Below are 12,974 nucleotides of genomic sequence, written 5' to 3' on the forward strand. Positions count from 1 at the left end.
TGCAATTTACTCAAACTTCGTTTAACCCATTAACAATTACAGTATTCTACATAACCCGTAATTCTTGAAGCTGTTGCTTATCAGGCAATATAGGCATTCCCCAATAGATGATACAGTAGGCTACTACCAATAGCTTATACATAGTAGCAATTGATCTGCTATCGACAGACAGTTTAGATCATCACTTTATGCAGGATAAATAAAGATGAAGCACATCAATTATTATTCGAAAAAAAGACCCCATTATTCACGTTAGATTTTTGAATTGAGATCTAGCCAGCTTATGTATATCAATATATGGCATAGAATTAATTACACAGGAAAGATGAGAAAATCTGAATGCAAAATTATAAAAATAATAGTTTATTATAAGTTATACGCGTGATTTATTGATTATCTCTGCAAATTTCAACGGTTGTATTGGTCAAGAGTTAAATGAAGCTTGCAAATTTCCAGATTTGGTATAGCTCAAATTACATTAAGTTATACATAAAAATTAAAAACTGAGTGTGTATAGTTTCTTTGAATCATCCTATTTTATAATATGTTTTATCCTCAATTCTTTTGGCTTTAATTCCCTCAATCCACATAAACAATGAAAATAATTTAAACCCTATTTTTAAATAGTTTAACGTCACACTACCCAAGACTTGATCATAAAAAGCACCATTAGCTCCCCTATGCACTTGTTTTGGTGCAACTCTAAAAACACTTAGAATCACTCAATTTCACCAAAGCTTTACTCTCAACCAATTGATTTATAGCAATTATAACCAAAAATAAATCAAATTGATTAGATTGGCATAGATTCTGCTTTTTTGTATTCCATCATGTATACAAGTTGGAATGCAAAAAATGAGTCAGAACAAATGCATTGGCTGGACACTTCAAGAATGGCAAACCGCTTATCTCAACCAAGATGTTCATCTTGAAGATTTAATCGACTATGTAGCGCAATTACCACAACCTGATCATGCATGGATTTCAATTGCTACGACAGAAATACTTTCCCAACAAATTGAAGCCTTAAAGCAAAAAGCAGATCAAGCCACAGAGCTCAGCAAAGAATTGCCTTTATACGGTATTCCATTTGCAGTGAAAGATAACATCGACGTTGCTGGTTTTGTCACCACGGCCGCATGCAAGGCCCTGACAACTGTTGCTACGCAAGATGCTGAAACCATTCGACTGCTTAAAAATGCAGGGGCCATTGTTGTAGGAAAAACCAATTTAGACCAATTCGCAACGGGGCTTGTCGGGACACGCTCTCCCTTTGGCGCGGTCAGCAATACCTTTAATGCTGACTATGTCAGTGGTGGCTCTAGCTCTGGTTCAGCCAGTGTTGTTGCTCGTGGCTTGGTGCCCTTTGCACTCGGAACAGATACTGCAGGCTCTGGCCGTGTTCCTGCTGCATTTAACAATATTATTGGGCTAAAACCGACTAAAGGCCGTTTTTCAAATCGTGGTCTACTCCCCGCCTGTAAAAGCTTGGACTGTATTTCGATTTTCGCATTAACGGTAACAGACGCCGACACCATTGCCCAAATGGTAGAACACTACGATGCGCTAGATAGCTATTCACGCCAGCACCCCAAAACTACACCTGCGAAACTCTCGGCTAAACCACATTTTGCTATTCCCCAAAAACTGGAATTCTTTGGAGATGACCAAGCTAAATATGCCTTCCAACTGGCTGTAGAACAGTTAAAAGTTCTCGGGGCTGAAATTACTGAAATTGATTTTTCAGCGTTTGAACAATTAGCAGCCCAACTCTATCAAGGCTCATGGGTGGCAGAACGTACAGCGGCGGTTGCTGAGTTGTTGGCGCAGCAACCCGATGTTTTCGATCCGACAGTACGTGCAATCATTCAAAAAGGTCATGATTTTAGTGCAGTCGATGCCTATAACGCAGAGTACTTAAAGCAGGACTTAAGCCGAAAAATTCAAGACACTTTGGCCCAATTTGATGCATTGATTGTTCCTACCTCCCCAACCATTCATACCCTTGCGGAAATGGAACAGTCACCGATTAGTCTGAACTCTGAGTTTGGGACTTATACCAATTTTACCAACCTCGCCGATTTAAGTGCCCTCGCCCTGCCCGCGGGTTTCCGCACCGACGGTTTACCTTTCGGCATCAGCCTAATTGCACCTGCATGGTATGACCAAGCTCTGATTGAATTTGGGAAAATTTGGCAGACGCATTTGAACTTAAAGCTGGGTGCCTTAGACCGATATGCATCTATTCCAAAGCTACAGAACACAGTCTCTCCACATCATATCAGTGTTGCGGTGGTTGGCGCACACCTGACAGGAATGCCGTTGAACTTCCAATTGCTCACACGTGATGCCGTGCTTGTGGAAACCACGCATACCGCTGAGCACTATGCCCTGTTTGCACTAAATGGCACGATCCCGCCTAAACCCGGTCTAGCCCGAGTCGATGAACACGGTCAGCAAATCATTGTTGAACTGTGGGATGTACCCACCGCACGCTTTGGAGAGTTTGTCGCAGAGATTCCGACACCACTGGGCATGGGCAATGTCGAACTGGCAGACGGTCGATGGGTTAAAGGTTTCATTTGCGAACCTTATGGCTTAAACGATGCCGAAAACATCAGCCACTTTGGTGGTTGGCGCGCCTATATCCAGCACCGTAACAACTCAAAAGTAGAACAAGCTTAGTCAAATTTAGGAACTTTAAAATGTTTAAAACTGTATTGATTGCAAATCGTGGCGAAATTGCCGTACGTGCAATTCGCACTTTAAAAAAACTGGGGATGACCAGTGTAGCGGTATATTCAGACAGTGACCGTTACGCACAACATGTCAAAGACGCGGACATTGCCATTGCTTTAGACGGCTTAAAACCATCTGACACTTATTTAAGCATTGAAAAACTGATTCAAGCCGCACAAAAAACAGGGGCTGAAGCTATTTTCCCAGGCTATGGCTTTTTATCAGAAAGTGCTGAATTTGCAGAGGCTTGTGAGAAAAATAATATTGCCTTTATGGGGCCAACCGCGACACAAATTTTAGAGTTTGGTTTAAAACACCGTGCACGTGAACTTGCGGCTGCTGCACAGGTTCCTATGACACCAGGGACAGGGTTACTTGAAAGCATAGAGGAAGCAATTTCTGCGGCTACAGAGATTGGTTATCCCATCATGCTGAAAAGCACCGCAGGCGGTGGTGGTATTGGTCTCACCCGCTGTGATAATGAACAAGCCTTAGTTGAAGCTTATGAAAGCGTCAAACGTTTAGGCGCACAATTTTTTAAAGATTCGGGCGTATTTTTAGAACGTTTTATTGACCGTGCACGCCATGTCGAAGTTCAGATTTTTGGTGATGGTCAAGGTCAAGTGGTTGCATTGGGTGAACGCGACTGTTCATTGCAACGTCGTAACCAAAAGGTGGTGGAAGAAACCCCTGCTGCTCATCTGCCCGAAGCCACACGTCAAAAAATACATCAAGCAGCAGTTGAACTCGGCAAATCGGTCAATTATCGCAGTGCAGGTACGGTCGAATTTATTTATGATGCTATACGTGATGAATTTTACTTCCTTGAGGTCAATACCCGACTACAAGTGGAACATCCTGTCACTGAGATGGTGACGGGTTTAGACCTGATTGAATGCATGCTTAAAGTCGCTGCGGGCGATACACTGGATTGGACTGCACTTAGCAACATCCAACCGCAAGGTGCGGCAATTGAAGTGCGTATTTATGCAGAAGATCCAGTTAAAAACTTCCAACCTAGCCCGGGTGTACTGACAGAAGTTGCATTTCCAGACAATTGTCGTGTTGATACATGGGTTTCAACAGGAACAGAAATTTCGCAATATTTTGACCCGATGATTGCCAAAATCATCGTACATGCGGACACCCGTACACAAGCCATTGAGCAACTAAAAAATGTACTCTCTCAAACTCGTTTAAATGGCATCAGCACCAATTTAGACTATGCGCATAGCGTGATCTCTGATGAACGCTTTGCACAAATGCAAATCTGGACGCGTTTGCTAGACGACTTTGACTACGTACCGAATGTGATTGAAGTACTCCAAGCTGGCACGCAAAGCTCGATTCAGGACTTTCCGGGACGTGTGGGCTATTGGGATATCGGTGTACCACCCTCGGGTCCTATGGATGACTATGCTTTTCAATTGGCCAATCAAATTGTAGGGAATGATACTAGCGCAGCAGGCTTCGAGTTTACCCTACAAGGCCCAAGCCTCAAGTTTCATCAAGACAGTGTGATTGCACTGACAGGTGCACCATGCCCTGCGCAACTGGATGATAAGCCCGTGACCTTTTGGCAGCCGATTCACATTCGCGCAGGTCAAGTACTCAGCTTAGGACAAGTCGAATCTGGTTGCCGTAGCTATTTAGCCGTTCGTCATGGACTCGATGTTCCCCTATATTTGGGCAGTCGTTCGACTTTTGCTTTAGGGAACTTTGGCGGGCATGCAGGACGCGTGCTTCGTGCAGGTGACATGATCAAACTCGTCAACACAACCCATCCAAATAGCGATACACCTTTAGCCACGCAAGAACCACAGGCTCTATCTCCTGCACTCATTCCAAGCTATGGCAGAGAATGGCAAATTGGGGTGCTATATGGACCACATGGTGCACCTGACTTTTTTAAACCCGAATATATTGAAGAGTTTTTTGCTTCCGAATGGAGCGTACACTTCAATTCCAACCGTCTAGGCATCCGACTGTCAGGGCCAACACCAAGCTGGGCACGTGAAAATGGCGGTGAGGCAGGACTCCACCCATCCAATGTCCATGACTGTGAATATGCCATTGGTGCGATTAACTTCACAGGCGACTTCCCTGTCATTCTCGCCAAAGATGGGCCAAGTCTAGGGGGCTTCGTTTGCCCTGTAACCATTGCTAAAGCTGAACTTTGGAAAGTGGGTCAGCTTAAAGCCGATGATAAAATCAGCTTTTATCCTTTAACTGTTGAACAAGCCAATGCTTTAGAACAACAACAAATTGAACGGATCGAAAACTTTGCTCACGCAGCCCTTAATTCTGAGCTGCCAAGCAGTGATATTCCAACATCCGCAATCCTTGCCAGCTTAGAAGCAACTGACGTGTCCCCACGCACGGTATACCGCCAAGCGGGTGACAGCTACATCTTACTGGAGTACGGTGACAACGTTTTAGACTTGGCCCTGCGCTTGCGCGTTCACCAATTGATACAATTAATCCGCGCAGCCAATATTAAAGGCATATTGGAACTGTCCCCCGGTGTACGCTCGCTGCAAATCAAATATGATGGACTCACGCTTCCACAGCATCAATTGATCGAATTTCTACTCAAACTTGAACAGCAAATGGGAGATTTAAGCCAAATTAAGATCCCGTCACGGATCATCCATCTGCCGATGGCATTTGAAGACAGCGCAACTTTAGGTGCCGTTGAACGCTATCAAGAAAGTGTCTGTGCCAAAGCGCCTTGGCTACCGAACAATGTCGATTTTATTCAACGCATAAATGGTTTAGACAGTCGTGAGCAAGTCAAAGAAATTATTTTCAATGCCCATTACCTCATTTTAGGCCTCGGCGATGTTTACCTCACCGCCCCATGTGCAGTCCCGATTGACCCACGCCATCGCTTATTAAGCTCGAAATACAACCCTGCACGTACTTTTACCGCTGAAGGTACCGTAGGCATTGGCGGCATGTATATGTGTATCTACGGCATGGACTCTCCAGGCGGCTACCAACTGGTCGGACGCACCCTACCCATCTGGAATAAGTTTAAAAAGAACAAACAGTTTGGCGACAAAGAATGGTTCCTAAACTTTTTTGATCAAATCAAATACTTCCCCGTATCTGAGTCAGAGTTAGAGCAATGGCGTGCCGACTTTGAAAATGGACAAGCACAAATTCAAATTGAAGATACTGAATTTGACTATGCCGCGTATTTACAACTGCTGGAAGATGAAAAAGACAGCATTGCCGAATTTAGAGCACAGCAACAACAAGCTTTCAGTGCTGAAGTCGGCTTATGGAAAGAAAGTGTTGATCATCAAGAACATTTGATTGCAGAAATACCTGATGAGACCGACTACAGTGCCTATGCAGCGCTACATGCTTCGATGACCGGTAATATTTGGAAAATATTAGTGGAACAAGGTCAGATTGTGAAAAAAGGGGAAACCATTGCTATTATTGAAGCCATGAAAATGGAATTACCGGTGTACGCTGCGGATGATGGTACTGTCAAAGCCATTATTTGTCGGGCTGGACAAACCGTTCATAGCGGTGAGCCTTTAATTTATATGGAATAGTACATGCCCAATATGACACGTGCAGGTTCAAGTTCAGACAATTTGTCTGAACTTGTTTACCAGCAAATAAAAAACGATATTTTTGATTTCAAATTGATGCCTGGTGAACGTTTTACCGAATCCGAAATCGCCTTGAGCTATCAGGTCAGCCGCACGCCTGCACGGCAAGCGCTATATCGATTGCAACAAGAAGGCTATGTAGAGGTAGCATTTCGTAGTGGCTGGACTGTCCGTCCGTTGAACTTACAATACTACGATGAGCTGTATGAGCTACGCATCATGATTGAGCAGTATGCAATTCGAAAGCTATGCAGCATTGCATCTCAGCCATCAAAGGAAATGAAACACCTACACAAAATTTGGATGGTAACACCTGAGCAGTATCTATCGAGTTTAAAAGCCATGGCGAAAATTGATGAAGATTTTCACTGTGCGTTGGTTCGTGCCATTGGCAATCAAGAAATGATCAAAATTCATCAAGAGGTCAGTGAAAAAATTCGCATTATTCGGCGCCTCGACTTTTCAAAAATGGACCGAATTGAAGCCACCTATGCTGAGCATCAAGCCATTTTGAACCATATAGCACAGCAACAGACGGAGCTTGCCGTTGAAAAGATCAGCGCTCACATTCAACAAAGTCGTGATGAAGTAAAAAAAATTACCTTAGGTATGCTCAGTCAGCATGCTGTTGTGAAAGCAAGTCGCTAAACACTCGATCAATATTCCCCTCTCAAATAAAAAAGGCGCTTCATGCGCCTTTTCTTCAACCTTTGGACTTAAGCAGGAATACGCAGGACTTGGCCTGGGAAAATATCATCTGCATCTTTCAATAGCGGACGGTTGGCCTCAAAAATTTTATTGTACTGGTTGGCATCACCATAAAATGCTTTGGAAATCTTCGATAAGTTATCCCCCGATTTAACCGTGTAGAACTTACTCTCAGGTTCAGGGCTAGCCACAGTGAGTTGATCATCGACTTGTGCAACATGGTCAATATTACCGACAGCTAAAACAATCTTTTCTTTATCAGCTTGACTCTGAACTTGCCCTTTCACGGTCGCCAAATCCGTAGTTGAGTTATAGCTGACTGAAAGTCCCGTCACAGGTAAGCCCAATGCTTTGATATGACCCAATAACTTGTTGGCAATTTCTTGAGCAGATGGCTCTGCTGGTGTGCTTGGTGCGGCTTGAGGCTCAGCTGCTGCTGTGTTTTTCTTACCAATGCCTTTAACAAAATCAAAAAGACCCATGTGTATGCTCCATCTTGTTATATCAGTGTTGTTATAGTGAATGCTCAAAAATGAGACACACTTTTTTATACCCCAAAAAGACAACAGATTTGGTAGCGAAAAGTCCTGTTAAGGTAAAGCTTTGTAAGTTAGCCCAGTAAATATTAGATTTTAAAGGTGAGTTAGGCACTTTGCATTTTTGAAAGGCATAAAAAAGCCACCCAAGTGGGTGGCCTTTCCATTCAGCAAAGCTGAAACAATATGGATTAACCTAGTTTCTTAGAAACGTAGTCAATCGCAGATTGTACAGTTGTGATTTCGTTAGAATCTTCATCTGGGATTGTGATGTCAAAGTCGTTTTCGAAAGACATAACAAGCTCAACAAGGTCTAAAGAGTCAGCACCTAAGTCATCCATGAAAGATGCTTCGTTTTTGATTTCTTCAGCCTTAAGACCAAGTTGTTCTGCAACTGCTTGCTTGATGCGTTGTTCGATATCGCTCACAGGAATTCTCCTCATTGCTTGTGGCGTTTTTAATGCCGTTAGTTTAATTGAATCTTTAAAATTTTGAAAGTTTATCCATCAGCCAATTAGCTCATGTATAGACCACCATTTACATGCATTACCGTACCAGTAATGTAATTTGCTTTGTCTGATGCCAAGAAGCTCACCGCATTTGCAATATCTTGTGGATCACCTAAACGGTTCAAAGCCACTTGATCGCTCATTTTTTTACGGATATCTTCGCTTAATTGCTCAGTCATTTCTGTTGCAATAAAACCAGGTGCCACTGAGTTTACAGTGATTTGACGGCTGCCCATTTCTTTTGCAAGGCTACGGCTAAATGCTTCAATACCAGCTTTCGCTGCTGAATAGTTGGCCTGACCTGGGTTGGCAAAATGCGCAACCACAGAACTAATATTAATAATTCGTCCAAAACGCGCTTTGGTCATACCTTTTAAAACGCGTTTCGACAAACGGTAAACTGCTTTTAAATGGATATTTAAAATGTCATCCCAGTCATCTTCTGACATACGAAGTAACAAATTATCTTTGGTAATCCCAGCATTGTTCACCAAAACCAACACAGGGCCATAGTTTTGTTCAATGTCAGTGACAAGCGCATCAATGGCAGCACCATCACGAACATCGAGCACTTTACCTGCACCGTGTTCACCGAAGCTTGCAGCCAGTTTTTCTGCACCTGACTCAGATGTCGCAGTACCCACAACAAAATAACCGTCTTGAATAAGTTGCTGAGCGATGGCAGCACCAATCCCTCGACTTGCACCTGTCACGAGTGCAATTTTGCGTTCCTGTGTCATGCAATTTTTCCTTCAGCCACTAAAATGGCATTTAGTGCATCTTCCAAGCGTGATTTACTATCGAGTGGAAATGCTTTTTCAATATTAGGTAGACGTTTTGCCAAGTTTGCCAAAACATTACCTGGACCACACTCTGCAACATATTGGATCCCTTGATCCTGAATAAACTGCATTGTTTTAGTCCACTGTACAGACTCATATAACTGAGCGGTAAGTGCTTGGCGAACTTGTGCTACATCTGTAGCAATTTCCGCGCCCACATTTTGTATTACAGGTATGCTAGGCAGCTCAATGGCAGTTTGTTCCAATGCTTCTGCGAACTGTTCTGCAGCAGGCTTCATCAATGAACAATGCGATGGAACAGAAACTGGGAGTGCAATCGCTTTGCCGCTGTTTTCTTTGGCTAAAGCCATGACTGCTTCAACTGCTGCTTTTTCACCAGCAATCACCACTTGACCCTGAGCATTGTAGTTAGCCGCTTCAACTGAACCTTCAGCTTGACTCGAAACTTGTTGGCATAAAGCAACAACTTGCGCATCATCTAAACCTAAGATGGCTGCCATTGCACCCTTACCTTGAGGTACAGCACTTTGCATTAACTTGCCACGCAAGTTTACCAGCTTGACTGCATCACCTAAGCTTAGGCTTCCTGCTGCAACCAACGCACTGTATTCACCAAGTGAGTGTCCCGTCAAATACTTTGGTGCAACACCACCAAGTTCTAACCATACACGCCACAAAGCAATGCTGGCAGTTAACAATACCGGTTGGGTAAATTCAGTTTGGTCTAAACCTTCACCAGATTGTGCAATGTGCCACAAATCGAATCCAACCGCTTTAGAGGCTTCTGCAAATGTTGCTTCAACACTGGCAAATTGTTCTGCCAATTCAGCCAACATGCCAACCTTTTGTGAACCCTGACCAGGAAATACAAAAGCTGTTTTTGTTGCCTGAGCGACTTGATCAAGTTGTTTCGCAGACATAAAAAAGTCCTTTCTTGTCTTTGCTCTCGTTTATGGAGCGAAAATTTAACACTTAATTTAGGTCGATGTAATTGCCAAATACAACAAAAACAGCAGCGATAAAAATTCGACAACAAAAAAAGGGAGCTTTACGCTCCCCTTTTTTCGACTAAGCTTTAAGCTTAATGCTTCGACAATTATTCAGCAGATGCTTTAGCGAATAATTGACGACCACGGTAGATACCATCTTTAGATACGTGGTGACGACGGTGAGTCTCGCCAGTAGCTTGGTCTACAGTTAATGCATTCTCGGTTAAAGCGTCATGTGAACGGCGCATGTCACGGCGAGAGCGACTTTTACGGTTTTGCTGAACGGCCATGATGGCTCCTTACAAATCGAAAAATATGGATCAGAACAAATTCAGTTGTCTTATACGGAAGAGTATAACACAAAAATTAGTTAAGTTTACCCTTCAAACTTGCCAAAACATCAAACGGATTATCCCGCTTTTCTTCAACAAGTTCTTCAACGGCAGGTTGGTGCTTATGTTCACAAGCGTCATGCTTAGCAGACAAAGGCATCAACAATAACAATTCATCTTCTATCAGAGACAGTAAATCAGCCGTCGCAGGCGCATCATAGCTACCTTTTGTCGTTGCTTCACTTTCACCTAAGACGATGAAATCAGCATCCTCATCCAAGCGCTCTATCAGTGACTCATCATCCACTAGAGCTAGATGAAAATCTGAAACCAGTTCAATGTTAACCACGTCTAAACAACGCTGGCATTCAATTGGGACTTGTGTTTCAACGTAACCATCTAGCCACACAATACGATGATACGCATCCATTGATAGCTTACAGTCTATGTTAATCAATTGATCATCAATTGATCCAACAGCTTCACGGGCTATACGAGCAAAGCGAGACAATGGCAGTGTTCCTGACCATGTAAAGCCTTGTTCGGCCCATTTAAACGGCTCAATCTGTGCCGGAAAGGTATTTGCTGACATAATTAAGGCGGCAATTCTACAAATTCATCAGTACTCTGTCAAAGATTAAGATACAATTTTGTACTTATTTAGACAGACCATTTGGGTAACTTAAGTCATGCATCTGTTGCAGCCGCAAACAGAAGTGAGTATTTCATCACTTGTGAGCACAATTTCAACTGTTGATTCTGACATTTCAAACTGCCAAGTGCAACTCTCGACGTGGGAGAATTTGTGCACAGAAGCAGAACAAGTTGATTGGCTCATCTTACACTTTAATCGTTGGTTTTCCCACCTGAATGTCAACTTGGTTAAAGGTGACTTTGAGCCTGAATATTTTCCCGCGATAGACAGCTCTCCTGCTCGTATCCAATTTGCCCATGGTTTTTTTAATAGTGCCTTACATGAAATCAGCCATTGGAGCATTGCAGGAGACAAGCGCCGTCTACTCCCCGACTTAGGCTACTGGTATGCACCCGATGGTCGTACGGCTGAGCAACAAGCTTTATTTGAACAGGTTGAAATTAAACCACAAGCCATTGAATGGTTATTTGCCACAGCTTTTGGTCGGAAGTTCCGTGTTTCCTTAGACAATCTGACTGGTGAAGGGGGTGACGGCAACCGCTTTAAAGACCATGTTTTCGCTCAAGTTCAGGCTTATTTTTCAGGCCAAGCCCAATTACCGCGCGATGCGAAACACTTCATTGACTGTATTTGCCTATGTACTCGTGCTGGCAAAACATTACAGAGCAATGAATTTCAAAGAGAAATGCTCGACTAAATTTAGCACGATTCACATTTTGGTCATTGAACATCACCGAGATAAAGCGCGATAATGTTGAAAAAACCATCAGGAGATAAAAACGATGCTTCATTTAAGAGTCCATCCTGATAACCCTCAAGCACGCTCAATCAGCCAAGCAGTAGAACGGATTCGCGCAGGCGATGTGGTGGTGTATCCGACCGATGCCGCTTATGCTATTGGCTGCCAGATTGGGAATAAAAATGCCATGGAGCGGATTGCTCAAATTCGCGGCCTGGGGGCCAAACATCAATATGCCATCATTTGTGCAGATCTTTCCGATATTGCTACTTACGCCAAAGTGGACAATGCCATGTATCGTTTACTGAAAAACAATACACCAGCCGTGACCACGTTCATTTTGCCTGCAACCAGTGAAGTGCCTAAACGCTTGATGCATCCTAAGAAAAAAACCATTGGTTTACGTATCCCAAGTAACCCAGTGTGCCAAATGTTACTCAAAGAGTTAGGCGAGCCGCTACTAACCAGCACCTTAATCCTGCCGAATCAGGAAGAGCCACTGGATGATCCCTATGACATTGAAATGCAACTATCAAAACGAATTGATGTGTTTATCGACAGCGGGCTGGGCACATTAAGCACCACTAGTATTGTCGACTTATCAGGTGATCATCCTGAAGTGATTCGCCGTGGGCTTGGCGATGTCAGCGGATTTGAGTAATGCGCTGCATTTATTCGCTAGGGAAACTGAATCTCACATTCTCAAGAGATCAACATGACCCTGTTTACGGTTTTACTCAATCTGAATCAATTTTCCCGAGCAACATAATTTATATGTGCAGCGTCCTTGGACGCTTGAGTCCGAGACTTTGGTGAAAAGTCCGAGTTCAATCAACTGCATTATGCGGGAAGAGAATCTGTACAGCTATTTCCTGCCGATCGCGACCATCCAGCAATATTTCAAATACCTTGAACCCAAAAACCTCTGCTTACAGGACAACTGTCAACGCATCATTGAATTTGCTCTACAAGCACCTGAGTAAATCTTTTCTTTGGCGTCAACTGACATTAACTTGAGCTTCATCTACTCTCTTCACTCTTTCAAACCATTTATAAAATTAAAGCGTTGTCCATCACTACTCTAATCTCAATAAATCTGTATCACCCATCTACCTATCTGCAGCAAATCGATTATTTTGCAAACTACAGGACTGCCCTAAGTGTGCCAAGTTCTCTCAAACCCACCCCATTTCTGCAAATTTAGCTACGACATCAGTGGATAAAAAGCATCACAAAAATAAATACTCTCTATTTATTTACAGCTTTTTTTGTTATTTGGTCGGTGAAATCATGTATTCACACTGCAATTTGTTTTACACTAAGCCCTATTAAAAT

General features: G+C 43.2%; 13 protein-coding genes. 6 read left to right on the forward strand and 7 right to left on the reverse strand.

The features are described from left to right. Positions 1–527 precede the first annotated feature (527 nt). A complete protein-coding gene (locus MN200_RS12510) occupies positions 528–722 on the reverse strand; it encodes a hypothetical protein (protein WP_151836627.1) in 195 nt (64 codons plus the stop codon). 133 nt (positions 723–855) lie between these two features. Between MN200_RS12510 and atzF the strand changes: the two genes are divergently transcribed. Genes atzF through MN200_RS12525 form a run of 3 tightly spaced genes read left to right on the forward strand, consistent with a single transcriptional unit; the run spans position 856 to position 7,016 of the window. Continuing rightward, on the forward strand, positions 856–2,685 hold the full coding sequence (atzF, locus tag MN200_RS12515; protein ID WP_058870154.1) for an allophanate hydrolase: 1,830 nt from the start codon (positions 856–858) through the stop codon (positions 2,683–2,685). A 20-nt stretch (positions 2,686–2,705) separates the two neighbouring features. After that, entirely contained in the window at positions 2,706–6,308 is a 3,603-nt protein-coding gene (uca, locus tag MN200_RS12520; protein WP_242759503.1) for an urea carboxylase, read from the forward strand. 3 nt (positions 6,309–6,311) lie between these two features. Next, positions 6,312–7,016 (forward strand): GntR family transcriptional regulator, encoded by a 705-nt coding sequence (locus tag MN200_RS12525; protein ID WP_242759504.1) that lies wholly within the window; start codon positions 6,312–6,314, stop codon positions 7,014–7,016. Between the two features lie 68 nt (positions 7,017–7,084). Here the strand turns inward: MN200_RS12525 and lysM are convergent, their stop codons facing one another. From lysM to MN200_RS12555, 6 genes are all read right to left on the reverse strand, one after another. Beyond that, the gene (gene lysM, locus MN200_RS12530; protein WP_184118468.1) at positions 7,085–7,558 is read right to left on the reverse strand and encodes a peptidoglycan-binding protein LysM; all 474 of its coding nucleotides are present in this window, start codon (positions 7,556–7,558) and stop codon (positions 7,085–7,087) included. A 245-nt stretch (positions 7,559–7,803) separates the two neighbouring features. Then, positions 7,804–8,040, reverse strand: coding sequence for an acyl carrier protein (gene acpP, locus MN200_RS12535; RefSeq protein WP_004695351.1), 237 nt, complete (start codon positions 8,038–8,040; stop codon positions 7,804–7,806). Positions 8,041–8,126: 86 nt separating this feature from the next. Continuing rightward, on the reverse strand, positions 8,127–8,861 hold the full coding sequence (gene fabG / locus MN200_RS12540) for a 3-oxoacyl-ACP reductase FabG (RefSeq protein ID WP_004695350.1): 735 nt from the start codon (positions 8,859–8,861) through the stop codon (positions 8,127–8,129). Beyond that, positions 8,858–9,844 (reverse strand): ACP S-malonyltransferase, encoded by a 987-nt coding sequence (fabD, locus tag MN200_RS12545; RefSeq protein WP_242759505.1) that lies wholly within the window; start codon positions 9,842–9,844, stop codon positions 8,858–8,860. Before fabD ends, fabG begins: the two co-directional genes overlap by 4 nt. Before the next feature lie 176 nt (positions 9,845–10,020). Then, a complete protein-coding gene (rpmF, locus tag MN200_RS12550) occupies positions 10,021–10,203 on the reverse strand; it encodes a 50S ribosomal protein L32 (RefSeq protein WP_004279227.1) in 183 nt (60 codons plus the stop codon). Positions 10,204–10,279: 76 nt separating this feature from the next. Beyond that, on the reverse strand, positions 10,280–10,837 hold the full coding sequence (locus MN200_RS12555) for a YceD family protein (protein WP_242759506.1): 558 nt from the start codon (positions 10,835–10,837) through the stop codon (positions 10,280–10,282). Between the two features lie 97 nt (positions 10,838–10,934). Here MN200_RS12555 and MN200_RS12560 point away from each other — a divergent pair, with 97 nt between their 5' ends. From MN200_RS12560 to MN200_RS12570, 3 genes are all read left to right on the forward strand, one after another. Further along, positions 10,935–11,597, forward strand: a complete 663-nt coding sequence (locus tag MN200_RS12560) for an elongation factor P hydroxylase (RefSeq protein ID WP_242759508.1) — start codon at positions 10,935–10,937, stop codon at positions 11,595–11,597. An 85-nt stretch (positions 11,598–11,682) separates the two neighbouring features. Further along, complete coding sequence (locus MN200_RS12565; protein WP_242759524.1) at positions 11,683–12,300, forward strand: L-threonylcarbamoyladenylate synthase; 618 nt, start codon at positions 11,683–11,685, stop codon at positions 12,298–12,300. A 115-nt stretch (positions 12,301–12,415) separates the two neighbouring features. Continuing rightward, a complete protein-coding gene (locus MN200_RS12570; protein ID WP_242759525.1) occupies positions 12,416–12,622 on the forward strand; it encodes a hypothetical protein in 207 nt (68 codons plus the stop codon). The last annotated feature ends 352 nt before the right edge of the window (positions 12,623–12,974 follow it).

Source organism: Acinetobacter sp. LUNF3, assembly GCF_022699605.1.
GTDB classification, from domain to species: Bacteria; Pseudomonadota; Gammaproteobacteria; order Pseudomonadales; family Moraxellaceae; genus Acinetobacter; species Acinetobacter johnsonii.